This is a genomic window from Thiofractor thiocamini, from assembly GCF_055384375.1.
Genome location: NZ_AP042389.1, coordinates 1,833,184 through 1,856,084, shown reverse-complemented (window position 1 = coordinate 1,856,084; position 22,901 = coordinate 1,833,184). Strand labels below are relative to the sequence as shown.

Here is a 22,901-nt window from a genome sequence, read left to right as displayed (position 1 = left end):
TTTTGATTTTATACCATTTTGTTCCAAAATGTAACCGTAAATTTGGCTGAAGCTCAAATTTACTTCAAGGTACCCAGACATTTTTGATGTTCGTCACTATTTTAACAAGTAAAATAGGACTTACATAACAAAAATGTCCAAAAAACCTAAAAACGACAAGCAGTTGTCGTTTTCTTAACGGTTTTTTGCCCGGGTGGTGGAATTGGTAGACACAAGGGACTTAAAATCCCTCGGTCATTGCGACCGTGCCGGTTCAAGTCCGGCCCCGGGCACCACTTTTTGGTTATCAGGGCGACATAGCCAAGTGGCTAAGGCAGGAGCCTGCAAAGCTCTGATCCCCGGTTCGAATCCGGGTGTCGCCTCCATTTACTACTGTCGGGAGATGTCAGAGCGGTTGAATGTGCCGGTCTTGAAAACCGGTGAGGGTAACACCTCCGGGGGTTCGAATCCCCCTCTCCCGGCCACTACTTTCAAAGATATATGATGGGAAAATTTTACTCTTATATACTTGCTATTTTTCAATATTCCCTGATGGCTATAATTTTATATGTAAATTATAAATATCTGTATATGGCATTACCTTTTACCATTTTTCTAATAGGACTTATCATAGGGGTATATGCGGTTTTCAACAATGGCCTTGGCAATTTCAATATCATTTCAGAGATAAAAGATGAAGCAGCATTGGTAACTCACGGGCTTTACAGATATATAAGACATCCTATGTATCTTTCGGTTATCATTATGATGTTTGCGGCAGTTATATATGATTTAAATATAACCAATATAACTCTTTATATATCTCTTCTTTTGGTAGTTTTTTTAAAAGCCAAAAGAGAAGAAAATCTATGGCTTAAAAACCACCCTGACTACAATGAGTACATAAAACATACAAAAATGTTCATTCCCTTTCTGTTTTAAACTTTTAGTATTCCGTTTGCTGCTCTTATACCTGATGCCCATGCGGCTGTTATACCTCTGCTTGTACCGGCCCCGTCTCCTATGATATAGTATCCCTTTTTGACTTGAAAATTATCATCTATGAATTTTGGTTTGTTTGCATATGTTTTTATCTCAGGATAGTAAAGTATGGTTGAAGGGTGCAAGACCCCGGGTATGATAGTATCCAACATTTTTAAAGATTTCCATATATCTCTTAGGATTTTTGCCGGCATGCTTAAAGACAAATCAGCGGCTATCGCACTTTTTAGTGTCGGTTCAAAATCATACAAGTCACTGTTAAAAGTCTCTTTTTTACTTCTTGATCCAAGCCTGAAATCCCCTACTCTTTGCATAATGACCGAACCGCCGCTAAGTTGCATGACCATTTGTCCTAGAATCTTTCCAAACTGCTGACCGCTTACTACCGGTTCAGTCAGTCTTATGGTCTTTAGCATAGCAAAATTTACCAAGCCGTTTGGTTTGTTTTCGCTTGATAAGGAGTGCCCATTGACAGAGTAATATCCCTCATACTTCTCTCTTACTATATGAGCGCAGCCCGAGTTGGTGCAAAATGTTCTAACTTTATTTGGAAAAAGGATCTTTGGATCGTAATAGTCTTTTACTATAGGATAATACTCCTCTTTTGTTTCCACTCTTATACCGATATCCACTATATTGTCTACAAAATCAACATCAAGTATCCTCATCTGTTCTTGAAGCCAGTCATAATCAGCTCTGCCCGGCGCTATCACCAAATCATCAAACGATATCTCTTCACCATTTTCCAAAACTATCTTTTTTTCATCTTTTTTAATGCTTTTCACCTCTGTTTTCAATCCGACCTCAACTCCAAGATTTTTTAGTTTTTCTATGAGGGAATGAATGAGTTTGGATGATTTATCCGTTCCGACATGGGCTTGTTCTATGGAGAGTATCTCGACTCCTATCTTTTTGGCTCTTTTTATATACTTTTGTATATCATTTCTCTTTTGGATTTTCGGATTTAAATGTTTTTTAACCTCATCCAAAAGTATTTCAGCTCTCTCTTTGTCCCAGTGCTCGAGGGGAAAGCCCACCGGATATGTATAGTTTTGTTTACAGTCGTTTCTAAGGCCGCCGGAGCTGATGCTCTTTTTCTCTAAAAGAAGAACACTTTTTTTGGAGTTTTCGGCTATCTTGAAAGCTGCCCCAAGCCCAGCCGGACCGGAACCAATGATAATGACATCGTATGATTTTTTAAAATTTTTCATTTTATACCTTATCTATTTTAAAAATAATACAAATTATACTATACTTATACTTTCACAAAGGAAACAGATGAGCAATCGACAAAGAGCAAACATAAAACCGGGGTCAAGAGTAAAAATAGTTTTAAAAAAAGACCAAAGAAGCGGTCACTTGAACGAAGGGACGGTAGAAAAGATATTGACAAACTCCCCAACCCATCCTCACGGCATAAAAGTAAAGCTTACAAACGGCCAAGTAGGCAGAATCAAGGAGATCATAGCATAATGACACTTTTTATAGATGGTGACGCTTTGCCAAATCTTTTAAAACCCATACTTTTAAAAAGTATAGAAAGATTGCATTTAAAAACATATGTCATATCCAATAAAAAGATTAGTATCGGCAAATCATCTTTGATCTCAGATGTAGTAGTTGACAAAGGCATAGACGAAGCAGATCATCATATAGTGGAGTTGGCTGAAAAAAATAATATAGTGATCACTTCGGATATTCCTTTGGCTGACAGAGTCGTATCAAAGGGAGCTTATGCTATAGATCATAGAGGCATTTTATATAATAAAGAAAATATAAAATCAGCCCTTGCTATCAGAAATCTTATGCAAGAGATAAGAGACAGCGGAGAAAAAACAAAAGGTCCAGCCCCCTTTGATAAAAAAGATGTTCATAACTTTGCAACTACTTTCAATAACTTTTTAACAAAACTCCAAAAAGAGGAAAAAAGGTGAGCATAACCCTTGTCTCTCTTATAGGAGTTATTCTTTTTATATGTAGTACCATACAAGGAGCGGTAGGTTTCGCTTTCAATATCTTTGCAATTCCACTTCTTATATGGAGTGGATTGTCTTTACCTCAGGCGATTACCGTTACCTCCATACCCATCTTCATGCAGTCGCTCACTTCCACATACAAACTTAGAACTTATGTAAAATGGAAAGAGGTTGCCATAGGTACACTTTTTAGATATATCGGGCTACCGCTTGGCATTTATCTTTTGACACTTATAAACAGTTTCGACAAAAACGATATAAAGCAGGTTGTTGGAGTTGTCATACTTTTGATAGTAGCTTTGCAGTCACTTTTTAAAGTAGAACCAAAAGAAAAAGTGGGATGGTTTTGGACAGTCGTTTCTTTTTTATCCAGCGGGATATTTCTAGGTATGATTTCCATGGGTGGTCCACCGGTGATACTTTGGGTAATGGCTCATAGATGGAGTGCTTTGGAGATAAGAGCATTTTTAAGTGCACTTTTTTTTATAGCTTCTCCGTTTTTGCTGGCGCTTTTATACTATAACTTTGGAAAAGAGTTGTTGGATTATTTTATAGTGGGGCTGTCTTTTACTCCGGTAGTCGTACTTGGAACTCTTCTTGGTGTTAAACTCGGCAATTTTTTGGATCATAAAAAGTTGAAAAAGATAGTAATGAGCCTTCTTGTTTTAACTTCTATAGTTTCTATCATATCGCCATATTTCAAATAGGACTTAATTTATCCTTTATTTGACGAATTACTATTTTTATTATCTTAAGCAGTAATACAACATAGAGTATCATTATATTATAAAATAAAATTTATAAGGAGATGAAATGAAAAAACTAACAGGGATAATTTGTTCTCTTTTGCTTCTATCTTTATCTGTGTATGCGACAACACAAAAAGAGATAAAAATGGAAGCAAAACAGGCTATTATGAAATTGGGCAAGACACTAAAAGGTGAAGTTGTAAAAAATATGAAGGCACACGGTCCTCAAAGTACGGCATATTTTTGTTACAAAAGCGCAAAAGCCCTCACAAAAAAGGTAAATGGCACATACCCTCAAGGAATTTCCGTAAAGAGAATTTCTCTAAAAGTTAGAAATAAAAACAATTATCCTTCATCCAAAGATGAGATCAACATGCTTAAAAATCTTGAAACAAAAGTAAAAGAAGGCAAGAAACTTCCAAAGCTCATAGTTGAAAAAATTTCAAACAACCACTATAAAGTTTACAAACCCATTTTCGTGGCCAAAAAATGTTTGGTATGTCACGGGGATGCAAAACACAGAAATAAAGATGCATATAAAACTATAAAAGAAAAATATCCTAATGATGAAGCAATAGGTTACAAAGTGGGTGATCTTAGAGGAGCTTTTGTAGCTGATATAGTCAAATAAATTCCAAAAAGTCGGAAAAAAGCATATCCTTTTTCCGACTACAAATCATCAAAGCTTATATCGACTTCATCGATACTGCTTTTTGGCAGTAGTTTTTTGGCATACTCCATATATAAGCCGGAATTGTAAAAAAACTTAACCAGCTCCTTATCCAATTCACCATCTTTTGCCATATTGTACAGGATTTTCATCGCCAGGGAAAGAGGATTTGCTTTTTTGTACGGTCTGTCGCTGGCGGTCAAAGCTTCAAATATATCGGCAATTGCAAGGATCCTTGACTCAAAAGATATCTCCTCATCCTTTAAGCCTCTTGGGTACCCTTTACCGTTAAGTTTTTCATGATGATTACCGGCGATTTGCGGGATATCTTTATACTTTTTGGGAAATTTCAATCTTTCCAATATATCCAGTGTTATTTTTGCATGAGAATTGATAATATCTCTCTCTTCTTCACTTAGGGTACCTCTTTTTATACTTAAATATTTGGCTTCTTTTTTTGTAAGTACGGTATATATCGAACCATTGATACGGTAAGTTTTATTTGCCATCTCTTGCAGTAAATTTACGGTATCATCATCGGTATATCCATATGCACTATTGCATGAAGATATAACCTCAAAATATCTGTCTAGTTTTTCTTGCTCTTTTTTAGCCTCTTTAGGTTTCACATCCCCCTTTAAGGCTAAAATTTCCAACTCTTTTTTTATCACCTCGATTCTTAGCTTGATACTGTCTATGCCGTCATATATGCCTTCAAGTTTTTTTGATTTGTCTATGATGTATTCGGGAATCGATAACTTTCCTATATCGTGCACAAGTGCAGATAGCTTTATCTGCTTGAGCTCGTTTTTATCGAAATTTACATTTTTAAAAACGGTTTTGTCCTGGTTTATACCTTTGGATATCATCATGCTTATCTCAACCATACGTTTTATATGACCGGCTGTATGTTTTGATTTTTTGCTTATGGCATATATGATACTTTTTAAAAACGCTTCTACAAGTTTTTCAAGATCTTGTATGAGCAGATTGTTCGATATGGCTATAGCAGCCTGAGACGACAAAGATAGAGCTATCTCTTCATCTTCTTTATTGAAAGATTCCACTTTTCCTTCAAGTCTGTTTATTTTATTGATCAGTTGCAATACGCCGATGACATTATCTTCATGATCCTTAAGCGGAAGTACAAGCATAGATCTGGATCTATAACCGGTTTTTTTATCAAAAGCTTTCGTCCCTTCAAAGTCAAAGTTTTTTACCTTGTAAACATCAGGTATGTTTATAACTCTTCCATCAAGTGCACAAGTAACCGCTACTAGTTTTTTGTTTGGTCTACCATCGATGTACAACTCCAAAGACGGCCATTGCACCGGGGAAGATTTCCCTCCCATCTTGATACCTAAAGAATCAGTCTGCACAACAGTAAAATCCAACTTGTTCTTATCCTTTAGATAAAGCGTTCCGCCATCGGCATTTGTGATACCTTTAGCTTCTTCTACTATCATTTCCAAAAGAGTATCAAGACTACTTTCGGCAGACAGCGCTATGCCGACTTTTTTGAGTTTTTCAATTTTGAGTATTTCATTTTCGTTTGATCTATATCTTTTTCCTTTATCATAGGAAATGATATCATCGTGATTTATGATATTTTTTTCAAATTTCATTTGAGCCAACTCGGTGATGATCTCATTTTTGAACATGGGTTTTAAATGATTTATATATATGTTTAAGTCATCTCTTTTTAATTGTTTTAACTCCTCTTTTAAAAGCAAGGGAGTTAAATGCTTACTCTCTTTGGCTATATCTTTCATCCTGCCGGGAAAAGATACATCTATCAGTAACGCTTTTATGTCCCGGTCTTTGTTTAGAGCCTCCCACAGTTTTGGATTTGTATAAGTATCGGCCGTAAAAAGTATGGAGCCTTTTTTCGATCTGATGATATATCCGCTGCATGGTACGGTATGATTTGATGGAAATGGAATAAGGAATATGTCATCTTCCACTTCATAGCTTTTACCAAACTCTATGGGGATAAAACAAACTGAGGGCACACCGGAAAGCGGCAAGTCAATCTTGCTGAAATCCGGCCAAATATCCCAGTTGAATATATGTTTTTTTATCGTATCTATAGTTTCTTTAAGTGCGTATATCTTTATGGGCTCTTTTCTAAAAGAGAGAGTATTATCTATCAAATAAGCACTGTCTATCACATGATCCAAATGAGAGTGAGAAAGAAATATGGAGTTTATATCTTTTGCATTTTCACCCAATGCATGCATAATATTTCCGGCATCTATAAGAGTATGTCTCGTTACTTGTATACATGTAGTGTATTCGTTCTTGCCGACACTTCCACTGGCACCCAGTATCTTTATGCCAGTCATTGCCAAAGCCTGCTTAATCCAACAGAAACCAAGCCTATGATACCTCCAAATATCCCACCCCAAAAAACAAGCCAACTTAGATACTCTTTTATCATATTTTTAATGATATCTTTTACCATGACGGGTGTCAACTCTTCAAGCCTGGAGTCAACGATTTTCTCTATTTTTACTATCAGGTCACTACTTATAGAGGAACTTGTCAGGGTATTTTGCAGCATTTCATTGAAAGTGTCTGAACTCGTTATCAAAAGTATGGAGTTTTTTAGCTTTTTTATAAAAACTTCCCTTAAAGGCTCTATAGCTTTTTCTCCACCGAACATAGAAAGCATTCCTCCAAAGTTTGACTCCATCACGCTCTGCTTCAATGCTTCATAAGCCGGAGTAAAATCAGTATTTTCTATAACCGGGGTTAGATCGAGCTTACTCTCTTCTTTGGCAAAAAACATATCTAGCTGTTCTTTTGTAAAAAACTCGTTCATTATGAGATCTTTGATGGATTTTTTAAATGCTTCAAACTTCAAAGCAATGATACCGGAACCATAAAGAAAGGGGACTTTTTCAAAAAGCATATGTATGGCAAGCTGATTTGTGATAGCACCTGAAAATGCAAAAAGTCCGGCATAGTAAAGATAGTCTTTAAATTGAGCGGGTATAAAAAAAGAGACTGCTACCAACGTGAGAGAAAAAAAGTTTATAAAAAAAACTTTGTCTATCTTCATTTACAAATCATCCTCCGTTAAGATATTTTGATTTTTTTTGCACTCATTTATAAGTTCAAAGCATATACGTATCATCTCTTTTATATCCCTGTCTTTTTCTTTGCTGACTACAGAGGCTTTAAAAATCCTATCGATATGGTATAGATCATATTTGGAAATAATATTTTTTTCAAGCTCCATCAGGGCTTGAAAAGCTGCATTTATGTCTGTTTTTAAAAAAATGAAAAAATGGTAAATCTCATCGATTTTTATATGTTTGTCCGAATATCTAATGATAGCATCGAAGTCAATATCAACCAAAACAAGCTCGGTGTTAAGTTTCACCAATGATGTACTGAAGTTTACACCATATCTATCAAAGTTATAATCATAGTAGCGAAGCAAACCGCTGTATTGCCTATAAAACTCCTCGCTTTGCATATCCAATCCTTTTTTTAAAAACAAAAGACTTCACAACTAAAAACAGTATCAGCATTTGAAGTAAAAAGGCGATGACATATAGATCATATACCTGTATCTGTTTGTCTATTATACCAAAATATTCAAGAATTTTATAAAAAAGATATGATGCTACCAATCCGACAAGATATCCTTTTTGTTTGGCAACATCGGCAAATGACAAGAGTATGGTTTTTTTAAGAGCTATCGTCTCCATCCTCACAAGATAACTTCCAAAAACAAATGTGATCTGATATCCTATATAAACTATCAGTGCGGTTTTGTATGAGTAATTTAGCACCAAAAACGAGGTGACAAAAGCCAAAACCGTCAACTCCACAAAAAGAGTTATATAAAAAAAATCTTTTATGTTCATGATCTTTTCATAAAATTTAGCGATCAAAAGCATACCAAGAGCCAAAGCTATACCGCCAAGTGAGTATATGGAAGGCTCAAGGGGAGTATACAGAACAAATATACTCCCTACAGTCAAACCCAAGAATAAAGAATTAAAAAATTTATACCAAAGATAATATCTGTAATTTATCAAAATTTTACACTCACACCAAACAAAAATGTTCTTTCATAATTTGTCGGATAAACTCCGAGTGCCGAACCGTTGTCTGCAAAAAGTGCATTTTTCTTATCGAACACATTGTTGATTTTTGCAAAAAGATTGAATCTTTTGACCTTGTAGCTTAAAGTGAGATTTGTTGAATTGTAACTCTTCATTTTCCCGTAACTTTTATCAAAATCACTCATAGCGTAAGCTTTAGAACGATAAATATGGGTTAAAAGAAGAGTAGTTTTATAATCCGGTCTGTAACCTAGTGTTATTTTTATATTGTGCTTGGGAACTCCCGGGATTTCATTGCCTTCTATGGCAGGGTTGGAGCTGTTTTTTCTTATCTTGGTATCGACAAAAGAGTAGTTTAGTTTTGTAAAAAGATTGTAGTGGATATTGTACTTATCCTCCAATTCAAAACCGTACTTTCTTGTTTTGTCTAGATTGGTATTGCTTCCTGGCCAAGGCAAAGCATTAAAATATATCTCATCTTTGACATCGGCATAAAAAAATGTAAGTTTCAACTTGTTTGGATAGCCTGTATATGTATATCCAAGATTATAATTGTTTACTTTCATAGGCTTGATAAAACCGTTAAATTCATACACAAATGTAGAAAAATTGTAAGTAAAAAGTCTATCTATATTCGGTGACTCAAAAGAGCGGTTATAGTTAGCAAAAAGTGATGAATAATGCCCTAGCTTTTTATTGATACCTATCTCATAGGCTTGCAGGCTGTCATCATGGCTCAAATCCGAAGTACTGTTTTTAAACTCATACTTTACTTTTTCACTCCTTGCCCCAAGAGATAGATGGTAACTCTTGTATGAAAAAACAGACCTTATATAAAAGCCCAGATTGTCTTTTGTGGTATCGTTTGTCCCTTTTCTCTCCCCGTCAAACTTTTGTACTCCTATCACAGCTTTGACAAAACTGTTTTGATAATTCAGCTTTGTGTTATAACTATCATATGTATAATTGTTTTTATTTTCATATCCGCTTCCGATACCTAAATAATCGGAAGATTTTTTTTCTTTGTTCGCTTTTGCCTCTATGGAGTATCTTTTATCTATTTTATATTTAAATCCTCCGCTCAAAACGGATGTATCGTACTTTTGTCTCGTATATTTCGTTCCCCATGAGGGTGCTGGCACAGTTTTTGGATCCAACTCAAACTGAGATAAAGTCAAAGCATTTGCATAATTTATATCAAGATTGGAAAATGTTTTACCTATATATAGTGTCAATTTATCTGTAGGCTTGTAAGTTATCTTGAAACCTTTATTATCGTTTTTGCTTTTATCTTTTGTGCCATCAGTAGAGATGATTTTATCGCCGTCACTCTTGGTGTGATCGATAAAACCTTCAATTAAAACTTTTTTAGATAAATTTACTCCAAAATTACTACTCACGTGAACAAGGCCATGAGTCCCCATATAACTGCCAAAAGAAACTCCCTTGAAATCTTTTGTAATGATATTGATAACTCCGGCGTTTGCCCCATCTCCATACTCAACCGAACCGTTACCTTTTAGGATTTCGATCCTTTTTATACTATCAATAGGGATGGATGATAAAAGTTGCGGGGACATATCAATGTTATTAAGTCTCCTACCGTTTACCGTAACTACTATATTTTCATATCCGTCACCTATACCGTATCCTCTCATATCTATCCTGGGAGCGAAACTGTTACCGTATGATGATGAGATATTGAGTGATGTTTGTGAATTGATAAAATCGTATAAATCTTTGGAGTGGGAGTTTTTGATATCTTTTTGTGTATAAACTTCAGATGCAAATGTCGCATCGACCTCTTTTACTTCAACCTTTTTTGATATGATGATAGGTTCATCCGTTTCATCACTATCCTTTCCTATCTTTTTATGAAAAGAGTTATTTTGATTGTCGACTACACTTTGAGTACCCGAAGCCATGACAGCCCCGGCACTAAAAGCCAGTATCGCAGCCAATGAAAAATACTTCTTTCCAAAACCTTTTGGACTCTTCAAATCTTCTCCTTTTTGTGAAATTAATTTACATTAAAGTAGTATGCCTCTTTGTGGTGAAATACCATAGCGGAAGTAGTTTGTTCCGGATGCATTTGGTATGTTTCACTTAAAGTTATACCAAACTCTTCCGGCTTTAAAAGATCAAAAATGAGCTTATTGTCTGCCAAGTTTGGACAAGCGGGATATCCAAAAGAGTATCTACACCCTTGATAAGCTGACATCTTTACATCTCTTAAGGTATGTCCCTCATTTTTAGCGATACCAAGTTCAAGTCTTATCTGTTTATGTATAACCTCAGCCAAAGCTTCGGCAAGTTCTACGCTTATACCATGGATCAAATGATACTCTTTATAACTTCCTTTTTTAAAGAGTTCTTGCTCATACTCGCTAAATTTTTCACCGGCGCTTACACAAGTCAAAGCCAACACATCATGCCTATCAGGCGATAGATAATCACTAAGACATCTATATGGTTTTTTTATCTGCCTTGGCAAATGCAAAACTTTTTTGGCTCTGTTTTTTATCTCTTCAAGAGGCTCACGGTTTACCTCTTTGTCACTAAAATACCCCTCGCTCTCATCAAAAAAGTATATATCATCCTCATATCCACGAACCGGATAGTACCCATATATCAAAGTCGGTTTAAAAAGATCGAGTTTTTCTATATCTCTTTTTACTCTCTCGTATAGTGGCCAAAGCTCTTCATCTCTTTGTCTTTGCTTCTCTTCTTTCGTTTTTCCCTTATTGGTATATCCCCAAGCCCTGGTAAATAGCATCTTGTGATTTATCCACTTAAAAGCCATTTCTCTTACATCGGTTTCAAGCACTCTTCTACCCCAAAACGGAGGAGTCGGGATCTTGATATCTCGGCTTGGCATCGCTATCTCATTATAAGGAGGTATTGGAGGTAACTCTTTTTTCTCTTTTTTTGGTTTTACTTCTTCATCTTTTTTGATGCTTTTAAAAGTTGTATTCATATCTCCTTTTTCGATCCTGCTCATAGCCTCTATACCTTCAAAAGCATCCTTACAGTAAAATATAGCCCCATCATAAACAGGTCTGCAAAACTCTTCTACAAATTTATCAGTCAGTGCCGCACCTCCTAGCAAGATGGGAACTTTTATATCTTTTTGTTTTAAAACTTCAAGATTTTCTTTCATAACCGAAGTCGACTTCACCAAAAGCCCACTCATGCCTATGGCATTTGCATTGTGCTCATCATGCGCTTTTATAAAGTCATCTATATCAACTTTTATGCCAAGATTTATAACTTTATATCCATTGTTTGAAAGGATTATATCAACCAGGTTTTTGCCCACATCATGCACATCACCTTTAACGGTTCCAAGCACAAGTGTAGTTTCACTCTCTTTTTCTACCTTTGGCAAGTATGGGTTTAGGTAGTCAACAGCTGCTTTCATCACTTCAGCCGATTGCAAAACAAAAGGAAGTTGCATTTGACCGCTTCCAAAAAGCTCACCTACCACTTTCATGGCATCTATAAGTATCTCATTTACTATCTTTTGGGGCTCGATCCTATCTTTGACAACTTCCAAAAGAGGCATCATTCTCTCTTTATCACCGTCGATGAGTAGTTTTTTTAGCTTCTCTTCATCACTTAGTTTTTTATACTCCGCGTCCTCTTCATCTTTGTTTGTCTCTTTTACTTCGGAAAAAAACTCTATAAATTTAAAAAGTGGATCTCCCTCGTCTCTTTTGTTAAAAAGCAAATCCTCACAAACTTTTATCTCTTCCTCACTCATTTTATGAAGCGGGATAATGCTCTTTACATTTACTATCGCCATTGAAAGTCCCGCTTTTACGCAGTGGTGCAAAAATACGGAGTTTAGATACTCTCTTGCATGTTTAGCCAAACCAAAAGATATGTTTGAAACTCCCAAAACAAAGCCGACTTCAGGATGCCTTTTTGCAAACTCCCTTATAGCCTCTATCGTCTCTATGGCAGCTGTAAAATACTCTTCATCACCACTACCGACTGTAAAAGTCAAAAGATCAAATACCAAATCACTTGAACTAATACCATGCTTTTTAGTAGCTAACTCATAAATCCTCTGGGCAATTTCAATCTTTTGCTCTTTTGTTTTTGCCATACCTTTTTCATCTATGGTTAAACACACGAGCGAACATCCAAATCTTTTTGCTAAAGAGCAAACCTTATCGAACTTTTCTATACCGTCTTCAAGGTTTACCGAGTTTATGATGGGCTTTCCGCCTATCAGTTTAAGAGCGACTTCAAGTGCATCGACTTGAGTAGTATCTGGCATCAGTGGTAAGGTTATCTTTTGAGAGTATCTGCTAACAACCTCTTTCATATCTTTGCTTTCATCGCGTCCTGCAAATCCGACACTTACATCTATGCCGTGAGCTCCATATCTTACTTGCTGTTGTGCGACAGATAAAGTTCCCTCATAATCCTCTTTTAAAAGTAATTCCCTAAAGGCTTTAGATCCGGTTGCATTACTTCTCTCACCTATCAAAAAAGGAGCGGGCTCTTGTTTTAAGGCTCTTGTTTCAAAAAGCGATGCTATGGACTTTGGCTGACTCCCTTTTGGAGGTAGTGGCTTTTTGCCCTCCATTCTTTTGGATAGTTCCCATATATGTTGAGGAGTAGTTCCACAACACCCACCCATCAAAGCAACTCCCGGGATTTGACTAAAGCTCTCTTGGATATCACTAAACTCCACCGGACCCATCGGATAGTATGTATATCCGCCTCTATTTTGAGGAAGTCCGGCATTGGCATGTATGCTTATAGGTTTATCCCATACTTCGCTCAAAGTCAAGAGATGTTTTTTTACCTGCTCAGGTCCTGTTCCGCAGTTAAAGCCAAGAGAGAGTATATCAAACGGTTCAAGTATGGTGGCTATTGTGACAGCATCCGTTCCTATGAGCATAGTTCCACTTAGTTCAATCGTAACTGAAACCATGATGGGAAGTTTTGTATCTTTTTCTTTTTGGACATCTTCTATGGCATGTATGCAAGCTTTTATCTGCAAAGGATCCTGAGCGGTTTCTATCAAAAACAGGTTTGCTCCGCCATCTATGAGACCGCGAACCGATACTTTATAACCCTCATACATTTCATCGTAAGTTATATGCCCCAAAGACGGTAGCTTTGTTCCAGGTCCTAAAGATGCGGCTACAAACTTGGGTTTCTCTTTTGTTTCATACTCCAAACATGCTTTTTTAACTAACTGGGCTCCCTTTTTGGCAAGCTCATAAGTTTTATCACCAAGCCCATAATCATCCAAAACCCATGGCAGTGCACCAAAAGTATTGGTCTTGATGATATCGGCTCCGGCTTTTGCATAAGCTTTGTGGATTTTGTATATTCCCTCATCGTAAACTTCATTTAAGTACTCATTGCACCCCTCATTTTTGCCCCATACCTCTTTTGGTATATCAAGAGCTTGTATCTGAGTACCCATAGCACCGTCAAGTATAAGAAATCTCTTTTTGATTAAATCTTTGATTTTCAAGATAATTGCCTAATATTGTAATAGACAATATTATAACATATGGAAGTATAAGAGGAAGTTAAGAGGTGCTGCAAGCACCTCTTGAGGATTATTTTTTATATCTTGCCTTCTCTTACCATATCTTTTAAAACTCTTTTTAAAACTTTTCCAGTGGCATTTTTTGGTAGTTCATCTACAAAATAGACATTTCTTGGTATTTTAAAATTGGCAAGATGATTTTTTAAGTATTTTTTTACACTGTTTTCATCGAGTGCACCCTTGAACTCATCTTTTAAAACTATGAAAGCTACAGGTACCTCATCGGAAGTCAACTCATCTCTTTTTCCTATGACCGCTGCAGCATCAACCTCTTCAAGTTGATATAAAAGCTCTTCTATCTCTCTTGGGTAGATATTGATACCTTTTGAAATGATAAGGTCTTTTTTTCTATCTTTTATAAAGATATAACCGTCTTCATCTATACTTACAAGATCACCGGTTTTTAGCCATCCGTTAACTATAGTCTCTTTGGTGGCATCCTCTCTTTTAAAATATCCCTGCATGACGCAATCGCCTTTTACTATAAGCTCTCCTACTTCACCTTTTGGAACTTCCACCATCTCTTCATCTACCGCTTTCACTTCATATCCGGGAAGTGCCGGTCCGACTGAAAGAGGTTTTTGAAGCTCAAGTCTGTTGACTGCAACCACCGGTGAACATTCGCTTAAACCATACCCTTCAAGCAGTTTGGCTTTTGGAAATTTTACTTTGAAATCTTGTAAAACTTTTTCATTTAGTGCAGCCCCTCCACTTACAAAGACCCTTATCTTGTTGAACCACATAAAGTACCATGGTATCTTAGCTTTTATAAGTGCATTATAAACTGTGGGTATGCCTAAGAAAATCGTAACTCTTTTTAAAAGAACCTGTTTCAGAACATTTGAAAACGGAAATATGGACTTTACGATAACTATACTTGAAGCCGTATAAAATGGTAAAAGCACGGTAGTTGTCAGTGTAAAAGAGTGAAACATAGGAAGATATACAACAAATCTGTCTTTTGGGGTCAAGTGAATGATTTTATTGATAGCTACCAAATTTGAAAAGATGTTTTTATAACTTAGCATAGCACCTTTTGGCTTACCGGTGGTTCCTGAAGTATAAACTATACAAGCAGTATCATTTAGTGTCGGAGGGGTGCTAAGCTGCTCATGAGTCTCAAGACTTTCTGCGATTTCTACAAAACTGTAATTTCTCTCGTCAAGTTTGTCGTATTTGCCGGTCCAGACGATCTTTTGCACTTGTGTAGTCTCTAAAAGTCCCGAAGTTTCTTTGGCAAATTTAGGGGAACTTACAAGCAGTTTTGCTTCGCAGTCGTTTAGTATATACTCGTACTCATCTTTTTTTAAAAAAGTATTGACAGGCACCACAATGGCACCTATCTTCGATATGGCAAAAAATGAGACAACAAACTCTTCGGAATTTTCAACGATCAAAGCGACCTTATCACCGTTTTTGATACCGCTAAACTCCAAAAACCTGGAAAATGTATCCACTTTTTGTTTCAGTCTTAGACTGCCTATCTTTCTTTTGTCTATAAAAAGTATAGGTTTTTTAGGAAAATTTTTGGCATTTTCCTTGACCATTTCATAAAAATTGTTGTATTTGCTTTCACTCATTTTCAAAACCTGTATTTAAATCCTACTGTTACCAAGTGGGCTGAAATATCTTTAAAGGTTCCTGATATACCATTTATATTACCGTCCGATGCGCTAATGGTTCTAGTTTCCTTATCATCATACAGATAACTCATACCTATGCTCACTTTTTTACTGTACTTGTACTCAAATCCAACCGAATAAAGCTTGGCATCGGCATCAGGTAGTTCAAATCCAAGAGTTTTTGAAGGAATTGGAGTATTATCGATGGCAAATCCTGCCATTAGTTTTAATTTATCACTATATTGATGAGTCACTCCTATCCTATATGTATTTGTATCTTCCCAATTTTTATCTTTTGGTTGACCAAGTACAGCTTCGGCAATAGGATCAGCGAAGTTAAAGTCCAATTTCTTGTACTTTGACCAATAAACTCTCTCATACACAAACTCTACTGTAGTTTTTTTGTATGTATATGAAGCTGCTATATCCAATGTTGCAGGAAGAGGAATAGCTACGCTTGCATTTGAATTGTATGGTATCAGTGTTCCCAAATCAGCTGGATTTCCAGTCAAAAGATACCTGTTTATATATCCTTTTGCACTTCCGGATTCACTTAGATTTACTTTTGATCTGTATGTCGAAGCCAGCTTGATCGAATCAACCGGTCTATATGACATGGCAACATTATACCCTACAGAAAAGTCATCCCCGTTCATATCCTCTTCATAAAAAGGAGGTTTTGAAGCCTTTACTATACCACTGCTATAAACAAGTCTGACTCCTCCACCCACGGCAAACTTATCATTTACCTTGTATGCCATCGTTGGATTGAACTCTATGACTTTCAATGTAAACTCTTCCGCACTTGCTTTTTGGGCAGGGTCTTGCCATCTTTTTGAAAGACCGCCCGGAGCTGTTATACTAAATCCGTATCTAAACTTTCCATATGCCTTGGAGCTTATATGTAAAGTAGGAAGTAAAAACTGTTGATTTTTTGACTTTGCATCCGCAGCGGTTCCACTGACTGTTCCATCATATTCTATCCTAGGAAGATTGATATATGTCAAGCCCATTTCAAGCAAATTTTCATCATCATTCCAAACCATGTTTGCCGGGTTGTAGTAGCTCGCATCAGCTCCGTTTGCATTTGCTACATATGCCGCACTAAGAGCCACACTTGTTAGTGACTGCTCAGGTATCTTGTAGCCTGCCGCGAAGGATAATGTAGCAGCACACGTGCTTATAAGCACAACTCTTTTTATACTCACATTCATACTTTCTCCTTGTGTGTTATTTTTCTATCATACTGTAAAGTAGTTTTATCTCTTTACCCCAGATACTCTCATCTATCGTTTCAAGTATCAAAGGTATGTCATCCATCCTCTCATCGTTCATGATAAATTTAAAAGCATCAAGCCCTATCTTTCCCTCACCAAGACTGTGGTGTCTATCGACCCTGCTTCCAAGATCCGGCTTGGAGTCATTTAGGTGCATTCCCTGCAAGTACTCAAATCCTATGATTCTATCGAACTCTTCCCAAGTTTTATCATAAGCCTCTTTGGTTCTTATGTCATATCCTGCGGTAAACATGTGACAAGTATCTATGCAAACCCCTACTCTGCTTTTATCTTCCATGCCGTTTATAATGTATGCTAAATGCTCAAACTTGTATCCGAGGTTACTTCCCTGGCCCGCGGTATTTTCTATAACAAAACTAACACTGTTAGTTTGATTTGCCGCACTGCTCAAGGATTCTATGATAAAATCAAGGCACTCTTCTTCGCTTATGAGTTTAAGATGGCTTCCTGGATGAAAGTTTAGTTTTGTTAGTCCTAGAAGTTCACACCTTTTTACCTCATCTATGAAAGCTGTCAGTGATTTCTCTCTTTTGGCAGGATCAGGATGTCCCAAATTGATAAGGTAACTATCATGGGGAAGGACATGTTTAGGCTGTATGCCAGAGATTTCAAGATTTGTTTTAAATTTCTCTATGGTTTTTTCATCATACGGCTTTGCCGCCCACTGTCTTTGGTTTTTTGTAAAAAGAGCAAAAGCTTTCGCTCCGATCTTCATGGCGTTCAAAGGAGCGTTAAAAACTCCCCCGCTTGCGCTCACATGGGCTCCGACATATTTCATTTTATCTATATCCTTTTTAATTTTATGAGTATATGATGTGAAAAATCCTTAAAGTATAACTTATCACTGCTGATAATATACTTTATATAAAGATTTTTTCTTTTGATGATTTGTGAAAATCCGCTTTTAGTTTTTCTGTATCCCATCTTCTCAAAAATTGGTTTTTTACGAAGTACTTTTTCAAGTAAATCTTTCGGATAGGAGATGCTTAAAAACCTTCTGTTAAATTCCTCTTTGCCAAAGCAGTGTGAATTTAGGCATATATTGTTATCAATCTTAAGATCCATAACAAGATTTGCCAAATCAAAAAGTTGAAGCTCGGTAAAATTTTTTCCATATTTTAAAAAACCGGTATCGTTAAAAACTATATTTTTCATCTTAATAGCTACGACATAACTTTGAGATTTCTGTATATCTCTTTTTATGGCACATCCCGCAAACAATAAGATAGAAATAACTACTGCAATTTTTCTCAAATCCAAATCCTAAGTTCCAACGGCACTGACCAAATAAAACTTTCTAACGGTTCTAAAATTTAAAAGGATTTGCAAGGATGCAAATCCAAATTTTAGCCTCGGAGAAATTGCAGGATGCAATTTTGAGAATGAGTGTAAAAGTTTTATTCGGTCAGTGCCGTTCTAAATCCTAATTTTCATATTATATCAAATATAGTATAATCCTTTTATGATTTGTAAAAATATGAACTCTTTTATCGTGATGGATATAGTTAGAGACGCTGCAAAGTATGAAGATACCATACATTTTGAAGTCGGGCAGCCTGATATCCCTCCTTCAAGCAAAGTCAAAGAAGCATTAAAAAGTGCAGTCGATAAAAATCTCTTCTCATATACTGAAAGTTTCGGCATATATGAACTTAGGTGCAAGATAGCCAATCAGTATAAAAAAAATTATGATATTGATATAGACCCTTCAAGGATACTTTTAACTCCAGGTACCAGCGGGGCTTTTTTGGTTGCTTACTCTATCGCTTTAAAACATGGCGGAAAGCTCGGTTTTAGCGACCCATCCTATCCTTGCTACAAAAATTTTGCATATCTGCTGGATATAAAACCCGTTACTTTTGACATAGGTTTATACAACGAGTATCAGCTAAGGGTTGATGACATAAAGAAAAAAGACATAAACGCTCTTCAGATATCATCTCCCGCAAATCCTACCGGAAATATATACATTAAGGACAATTTAAAAGATTTGGTAGAGTATTGTGACCAAAAAGGTATCAACTTTATCTCAGATGAGCTATACCATGGACTCACTTATGAAGATGAAGCCCATAGTGCTTTGGAATTTGGAGAGAATGTTTTTGTTATAAATGGATTTTCCAAATACTACTGTATGCCCGGACTCAGACTCGGATGGCTGATAGTCCCAAAAAATCAGGTAAGAAATGCTGAAATCATAGCGCAAAATCTTTTCATCTCAGCTCCTACTCTTAGCCAGTACGCCGCACTTGAAGCTTTTGACGAGGAGTATTTAAAAAATACAAGAGATCAATTTAAAAGAAGAAGAGATTATCTGTACAATGAGTTAAAAGATATATTCCACATAGATGCAAAACCAGAGGGTGCATTTTATCTTTGGGCAGATATATCAAGGTACTCAAATGATAGTTATGAGTTTTGTAAAAAAATGTTAAACGATATACATGTCGCCACAACTCCCGGCATAGACTTTGGAGATAACCAAACAAACAGATATATAAGATTTGCTTACACAAGAGACATAGAGCATATGAGAGAAGGCGTTAAGAGGATAAAAAGTTATCTCTAAGAATTTTTTTTGTATAATTCCAATCCCTAACCAAAAATATACTCCTAAACAGACTGTGGCCCCTTCGTCTAGCGGTTAGGACACCGGCCTCTCACGCCGGTAACACGAGTTCGAGTCTCGTAGGGGTCACCATTTGACTTCCATATTTGAGATATAGTTAACAAACCTGAGAAGATTCAGAATAACACTTATATGCTTAATTATTATTTATGGACTATTGTTTTTTCTCCTACAACTGTATTATATGGGTATCTTTAAAAAAACCATATAGCCCACAAGTCATAATGCAACCTTTTTCTTGATCAAAGAACTATTTTCCATTGCTGCCTTCTTGCCTCTAAAAAAACTGATTTAAAATCTTTCATATATAATTATGATTTATAAAAATTATAATTATATAGTATAATATAATAATTTTTTATAAATATTTTAATTTCTTATATTAATTTTTCTTATTTGTGATGTTACGTAGTGTAACAATTCCATAACTTTTTTATATTAGAATTAATTATTTTTATATTTTACTTGACATATTATGAAATCTTATAATATACTCTTTTCACTTGATAAAAAAACAGAAGGAGGTTTCATTTGAAGAAAAATGAAGATAAAGTTAACTCTTTAGATAACAGTATGATTGAAACTAACACAAAAGTCCAATCAAACGGTAGAAGAGAATTTTTTAAAAAAAGTTTTGCATATTCAGCAAGTGTAGTTGCAGCAAGCACCCTCATGCCAGTTGGCCTAAAAGCAGATGAAGATTGTATATTAAAAGAGCCAAAATGGGGGCAAAAACTTGGTGCTCCTACCAATGAAGTTCCTTATGGTATGCCTTCACCTTATGAACATAATGTTGTAAGAAGAACTACAGAACTACTTTCTTCGGGAGACTTTTATGCTTCAGTTGCTATGTGTCCTATACAAGATCTTTACGGCATCATTACACCAAACGGTCTTTTCTTTGATAGATCGCACGCAGGTGTTGCTCAAGTAGATCCAAACAAATATAGACTTATGATACACGGTCTTGTAGAAAATCCGATAGTTTTAACTCTTGATGAGCTAAAAAGATTTCCAAGAGAATCAAGGATTCACTTCATAGAGTGTCCCGCTAACGGTTCAACCGGCTGGAGAGGACCTCAGTTTAACTCTTTGCAGTTTATGAAGGGGATGATGAGTAGCGCAGAGTGGACAGGGGTAAAGGTATCAACCATACTAAAAGAGGTAGGAGTAAAACCGACTGCCAAGTGGGCATTGGCTGAGGGTTCTGACTCATCTCATATGGGAAGAACCATTCCTATAGAAAAACTACTTGATGATGCCATGTTTGTCTATGCCCAAAATGGAGAGGCTTTGAGACCTGAACAGGGCTACCCGGTAAGACTTTTGGTTCCGGGGTGGGAAGGAAACTTGAATGTCAAGTGGCTTAGACGACTTGAGCTTAGCGACAAGCCCTTCCACGCAAAAGAGGAAACTTCAAAATATACCATGCTAACTCCAAGTGGCAAAGCTATACAGTTCTTTTTTCCAATGGAAGTAAATTCAGTAATCACAAGTCCATGTCCTGAAAAACCTTGGACTGATCTTAAAAAAGGTGATATCGTAGAGATAGAGGGTTTGGCTTGGAGTGGTCAAGGCACTATAACTCATGTAGATATTACATTTGACGGCGGAAGAAATTGGACTGAAGCAAACTTAAAAGGACTGGTTTTGCCAAAATCCTGGACGAGATTTAGCTTCTTGTATAAATGGGACGGAAAGCCAATCCTGCTTGCAAGTAGAGCAACAGATGATAGCGGCAACACTCAGCCGACAATTGACCAAGAAGTTAAAAAAATGGGTGTTGAAGCGGTATATCACAGAAATGCCATAGTTACCTGGGAAGTAAAATCAAATGGGGAGGTTAACAATGTTCACATTAGAAGCTAAAAAATATATGTTAAGTTTTACTATTGCCTCATCACTTTTAGCAACCGGAGTTATGGCAAAAGTAGAAAAAAATATAGATGGCGCGGTAATATATCCTGTAAAAAATGGAAAATATACTGAATACAGAGTAAATACTCAAAAAATTGGAAAAATTAAATATGGAAGAAAACCAACTAAAAAAGAGATAGCTGCTTGGAAGATAGAAGTAATGCCAGATGGTGCGGGCTTACCGGACGGTAAAGGATCAGTGGAAGAAGGTAGTGACCTTTATGACGAAAAATGTGCTATGTGCCATGGAGATATGGGAATGGGTGGAAAAGGTTATCCTACTTTAGTAGGAGGACAAGGTACACTTAAAAATCAACTTGTTCATCCTGAAAATGGAGACGAGCCTCCTATAAGAACCATAGGAAGCTACTGGCCTTATGCATCTACACTCTTTTGGTATATAAAAAGTGCAATGCCTTTTAATCATCCAACAAGTTTGAGCAACGATCAAGTATATGCACTGACAGCTTATCTTTTATCATTAAATGATATAACTATAGATGGGCAAGAGCTTGATGATGACTATGTGCTTGATAAGAAGAAATTTTTAAAAATCAAAATGCCAAACAGAAACGGATTTTATCCAAATGTTGATGCTAAAAATAGTTCTGAGATCATAAAGAAATTTTTAAGTAATCCTGAGAACTACGGAAAAGGCACAAGATGTATGCATAATTGTCCTGAAGCGAAAGTCGTTCATATTAAAAATGAATTGCACGATTTTCACCCTGCTCTTAGTGAAGTTAGAGATCTTCCAAAGCCCAAGAAAGAAAAAGGTGTAAAGACAAAAGCTCAAAAAATGTATGAAGCAACTTGCAAAGCATGTCATGGCAATCCTGTTGTTGGTGCCCCGGTGGTAGGGGATAAAAAAGCTTGGGCTTCAGTGATAAAAGAGGGCATGGATAATGTATATCAAAATGCCATTAATGGTAAAAATGGTATGCCTCCAAAGGGTGGAAATCCAAGTCTAAGCAATGACCAAATCAAGGCAATCGTTGATTATATGGTCAAAGAAAGCAAATAAAACAAAGGAGATAAAATGAAGTTTACCAAAACATTACTGTTAGCTTCCATTATAGGAAGTTTGGTTACAGTTAGTAGTTTTGCTGCAAATGATGCCCTAATCAAAAAGGGTGAAAAGATTTTCAATACAAAAAAATTAGGTAACTGTTTAGCTTGCCACGCGGTTAATGGTAAAAACATCAATAACCCTGGCGACTTGGGTCCAAAGCTTGTAGGATTGGCAAATTATCCGGATAAATATCTTTATGACAAGATATACAATCCAAATGCCACCAATCCGATTTCAGCTATGCCGCCTTTTGGCTTGAACGGTGTTTTACAACCTGATGATATAAAAGCAGTTGTTGCTTATCTTAAAACAATAAAATAAATCAAGGAG

20 protein-coding genes and 4 tRNA genes are annotated in these 22,901 nt (G+C 36.3%); 13 read left to right on the top strand and 11 right to left on the bottom strand.

Annotated elements, in window-relative coordinates; translation table 11 throughout:
• Positions 1-187: 187 nt before the first annotated feature.
• The 4 genes from ACZ47B_RS09440 (at position 188) to ACZ47B_RS09425 (ending at position 921) form a co-directional block, all read left to right on the top strand.
• A tRNA-Leu gene (locus ACZ47B_RS09440) sits at positions 188-275 on the top strand.
• Positions 276-290: 15 nt separating this feature from the next.
• Positions 291-365 (top strand) — tRNA-Cys (locus ACZ47B_RS09435).
• Between the two features lie 11 nt (positions 366-376).
• Positions 377-464, top strand: a tRNA-Ser gene (locus tag ACZ47B_RS09430).
• Positions 465-483: 19 nt separating this feature from the next.
• Entirely contained in the window at positions 484-921 is a 438-nt protein-coding gene (locus ACZ47B_RS09425; protein WP_464894284.1) for a methyltransferase family protein, read from the top strand.
• Here the strand turns inward: ACZ47B_RS09425 and ACZ47B_RS09420 are convergent.
• On the bottom strand, positions 918-2,192 hold the full coding sequence (locus ACZ47B_RS09420; protein WP_464894283.1) for an NAD(P)/FAD-dependent oxidoreductase: 1,275 nt from the start codon (positions 2,190-2,192) through the stop codon (positions 918-920). The two genes, ACZ47B_RS09425 and ACZ47B_RS09420, sit on opposite strands and share 4 nt — an antisense overlap.
• Before the next feature lie 67 nt (positions 2,193-2,259).
• Here ACZ47B_RS09420 and ACZ47B_RS09415 point away from each other — a divergent pair, with 67 nt between their 5' ends.
• From ACZ47B_RS09415 to ACZ47B_RS09400, 4 genes are all read left to right on the top strand, one after another.
• The gene (locus tag ACZ47B_RS09415; RefSeq protein ID WP_464894282.1) at positions 2,260-2,454 is read left to right on the top strand and encodes a YwbE family protein; all 195 of its coding nucleotides are present in this window, start codon (positions 2,260-2,262) and stop codon (positions 2,452-2,454) included.
• Positions 2,454-2,915 carry a YaiI/YqxD family protein gene (locus ACZ47B_RS09410; RefSeq protein WP_464894281.1) on the top strand — a complete coding sequence of 154 codons (462 nt, stop codon included), beginning with the start codon at positions 2,454-2,456 and terminating at the stop codon, positions 2,913-2,915. The genes ACZ47B_RS09415 and ACZ47B_RS09410 overlap by 1 nt, the downstream gene beginning before the upstream one ends.
• Positions 2,912-3,664 carry a sulfite exporter TauE/SafE family protein gene (locus ACZ47B_RS09405; protein ID WP_464894280.1) on the top strand — a complete coding sequence of 251 codons (753 nt, stop codon included), beginning with the start codon at positions 2,912-2,914 and terminating at the stop codon, positions 3,662-3,664. Before ACZ47B_RS09410 ends, ACZ47B_RS09405 begins: the two co-directional genes overlap by 4 nt.
• 106 nt (positions 3,665-3,770) lie before the next feature.
• Positions 3,771-4,337 (top strand): Tll0287-like domain-containing protein, encoded by a 567-nt coding sequence (locus ACZ47B_RS09400; protein ID WP_464894279.1) that lies wholly within the window; start codon positions 3,771-3,773, stop codon positions 4,335-4,337.
• A gap of 38 nt (positions 4,338-4,375) precedes the next feature.
• Here ACZ47B_RS09400 and ACZ47B_RS09395 read toward each other — a convergent pair whose 3' ends face one another.
• The 10 genes from ACZ47B_RS09395 to ACZ47B_RS09350 form a co-directional block, all read right to left on the bottom strand.
• Positions 4,376-6,721, bottom strand: a complete 2,346-nt coding sequence (locus tag ACZ47B_RS09395) for an HD domain-containing phosphohydrolase (protein ID WP_464894278.1) — start codon at positions 6,719-6,721, stop codon at positions 4,376-4,378.
• Complete coding sequence (locus ACZ47B_RS09390) at positions 6,718-7,440, bottom strand: DUF445 domain-containing protein (protein WP_464894277.1); 723 nt, start codon at positions 7,438-7,440, stop codon at positions 6,718-6,720. Before ACZ47B_RS09390 ends, ACZ47B_RS09395 begins: the two co-directional genes overlap by 4 nt.
• Positions 7,441-7,860: a hypothetical protein gene (locus ACZ47B_RS09385; RefSeq protein ID WP_464894276.1), complete on the bottom strand. Its 420-nt coding sequence runs from the start codon at positions 7,858-7,860 to the stop codon at positions 7,441-7,443. It lies immediately after the preceding gene.
• Positions 7,838-8,428, bottom strand: a complete 591-nt coding sequence (locus ACZ47B_RS09380) for a hypothetical protein (protein WP_464894275.1) — start codon at positions 8,426-8,428, stop codon at positions 7,838-7,840. Before ACZ47B_RS09380 ends, ACZ47B_RS09385 begins: the two co-directional genes overlap by 23 nt.
• Positions 8,425-10,455, bottom strand: a complete 2,031-nt coding sequence (locus ACZ47B_RS09375; RefSeq protein WP_464894274.1) for a TonB-dependent receptor — start codon at positions 10,453-10,455, stop codon at positions 8,425-8,427. The genes ACZ47B_RS09380 and ACZ47B_RS09375 overlap by 4 nt, the downstream gene beginning before the upstream one ends.
• Positions 10,456-10,475: 20 nt before the next feature.
• Positions 10,476-13,904: a methionine synthase gene (gene metH / locus ACZ47B_RS09370; protein ID WP_464895724.1), complete on the bottom strand. Its 3,429-nt coding sequence runs from the start codon at positions 13,902-13,904 to the stop codon at positions 10,476-10,478.
• A 146-nt stretch (positions 13,905-14,050) separates the two neighbouring features.
• Entirely contained in the window at positions 14,051-15,613 is a 1,563-nt protein-coding gene (locus tag ACZ47B_RS09365; protein WP_464894273.1) for a fatty acid--CoA ligase, read from the bottom strand.
• Between the two features lie 2 nt (positions 15,614-15,615).
• Positions 15,616-16,869, bottom strand: coding sequence for an OmpP1/FadL family transporter (locus ACZ47B_RS09360; RefSeq protein WP_464894272.1), 1,254 nt, complete (start codon positions 16,867-16,869; stop codon positions 15,616-15,618).
• Between the two features lie 16 nt (positions 16,870-16,885).
• Positions 16,886-17,731 (bottom strand): deoxyribonuclease IV, encoded by an 846-nt coding sequence (nfo, locus tag ACZ47B_RS09355; RefSeq protein ID WP_464894271.1) that lies wholly within the window; start codon positions 17,729-17,731, stop codon positions 16,886-16,888.
• A 5-nt stretch (positions 17,732-17,736) separates the two neighbouring features.
• The gene (locus ACZ47B_RS09350; RefSeq protein WP_464894270.1) at positions 17,737-18,207 is read right to left on the bottom strand and encodes a hypothetical protein; all 471 of its coding nucleotides are present in this window, start codon (positions 18,205-18,207) and stop codon (positions 17,737-17,739) included.
• Between the two features lie 208 nt (positions 18,208-18,415).
• Here ACZ47B_RS09350 and ACZ47B_RS09345 point away from each other — a divergent pair, with 208 nt between their 5' ends.
• From ACZ47B_RS09345 to soxX, 5 genes are all read left to right on the top strand, one after another.
• Positions 18,416-19,522, top strand: a complete 1,107-nt coding sequence (locus tag ACZ47B_RS09345) for an aminotransferase class I/II-fold pyridoxal phosphate-dependent enzyme (protein ID WP_464894269.1) — start codon at positions 18,416-18,418, stop codon at positions 19,520-19,522.
• Between the two features lie 57 nt (positions 19,523-19,579).
• Positions 19,580-19,654: transfer RNA gene (locus tag ACZ47B_RS09340), tRNA-Glu, on the top strand.
• 501 nt (positions 19,655-20,155) lie between these two features.
• Positions 20,156-21,451 carry a sulfite dehydrogenase gene (gene soxC, locus ACZ47B_RS09335; RefSeq protein ID WP_464895723.1) on the top strand — a complete coding sequence of 432 codons (1,296 nt, stop codon included), beginning with the start codon at positions 20,156-20,158 and terminating at the stop codon, positions 21,449-21,451.
• Complete coding sequence (locus ACZ47B_RS09330; RefSeq protein WP_464894268.1) at positions 21,432-22,523, top strand: c-type cytochrome; 1,092 nt, start codon at positions 21,432-21,434, stop codon at positions 22,521-22,523. The genes soxC and ACZ47B_RS09330 overlap by 20 nt, the downstream gene beginning before the upstream one ends.
• 15 nt (positions 22,524-22,538) lie before the next feature.
• Entirely contained in the window at positions 22,539-22,892 is a 354-nt protein-coding gene (gene soxX, locus ACZ47B_RS09325) for a sulfur oxidation c-type cytochrome SoxX (RefSeq protein WP_464894267.1), read from the top strand.
• The last annotated feature ends 9 nt before the right edge of the window (positions 22,893-22,901 follow it).

Excerpts from the sequence above, each read along its gene's own strand:
- ACZ47B_RS09425 (WP_464894284.1), top strand. The coding sequence starts at position 484 with ATGGGAAAATTTTACTCTTATATACTTGCTATTTTTCAATATTCCCTG.
- ACZ47B_RS09360 (WP_464894272.1), bottom strand. The coding sequence starts at position 16,869 with ATGAATGTGAGTATAAAAAGAGTTGTGCTTATAAGCACGTGTGCTGCT.
- soxX (WP_464894267.1), top strand. The coding sequence starts at position 22,539 with ATGAAGTTTACCAAAACATTACTGTTAGCTTCCATTATAGGAAGTTTG.
- soxC (WP_464895723.1), top strand. The coding sequence starts at position 20,156 with ATGATTGAAACTAACACAAAAGTCCAATCAAACGGTAGAAGAGAATTT.
- ACZ47B_RS09385 (WP_464894276.1), bottom strand. The coding sequence starts at position 7,860 with ATGCAAAGCGAGGAGTTTTATAGGCAATACAGCGGTTTGCTTCGCTAC.
- ACZ47B_RS09395 (WP_464894278.1), bottom strand. The coding sequence starts at position 6,721 with ATGACTGGCATAAAGATACTGGGTGCCAGTGGAAGTGTCGGCAAGAAC.
- ACZ47B_RS09345 (WP_464894269.1), top strand. The coding sequence starts at position 18,416 with ATGATTTGTAAAAATATGAACTCTTTTATCGTGATGGATATAGTTAGA.
- ACZ47B_RS09420 (WP_464894283.1), bottom strand. The coding sequence starts at position 2,192 with ATGAAAAATTTTAAAAAATCATACGATGTCATTATCATTGGTTCCGGT.
- ACZ47B_RS09415 (WP_464894282.1), top strand. The coding sequence starts at position 2,260 with ATGAGCAATCGACAAAGAGCAAACATAAAACCGGGGTCAAGAGTAAAA.
- nfo (WP_464894271.1), bottom strand. The coding sequence starts at position 17,731 with ATGAAATATGTCGGAGCCCATGTGAGCGCAAGCGGGGGAGTTTTTAAC.
- ACZ47B_RS09400 (WP_464894279.1), top strand. The coding sequence starts at position 3,771 with ATGAAAAAACTAACAGGGATAATTTGTTCTCTTTTGCTTCTATCTTTA.
- ACZ47B_RS09410 (WP_464894281.1), top strand. The coding sequence starts at position 2,454 with ATGACACTTTTTATAGATGGTGACGCTTTGCCAAATCTTTTAAAACCC.
- ACZ47B_RS09330 (WP_464894268.1), top strand. The coding sequence starts at position 21,432 with ATGTTCACATTAGAAGCTAAAAAATATATGTTAAGTTTTACTATTGCC.
- ACZ47B_RS09390 (WP_464894277.1), bottom strand. The coding sequence starts at position 7,440 with ATGAAGATAGACAAAGTTTTTTTTATAAACTTTTTTTCTCTCACGTTG.
- metH (WP_464895724.1), bottom strand. The coding sequence starts at position 13,904 with ATGGGTACTCAGATACAAGCTCTTGATATACCAAAAGAGGTATGGGGC.
- ACZ47B_RS09365 (WP_464894273.1), bottom strand. The coding sequence starts at position 15,613 with ATGAGTGAAAGCAAATACAACAATTTTTATGAAATGGTCAAGGAAAAT.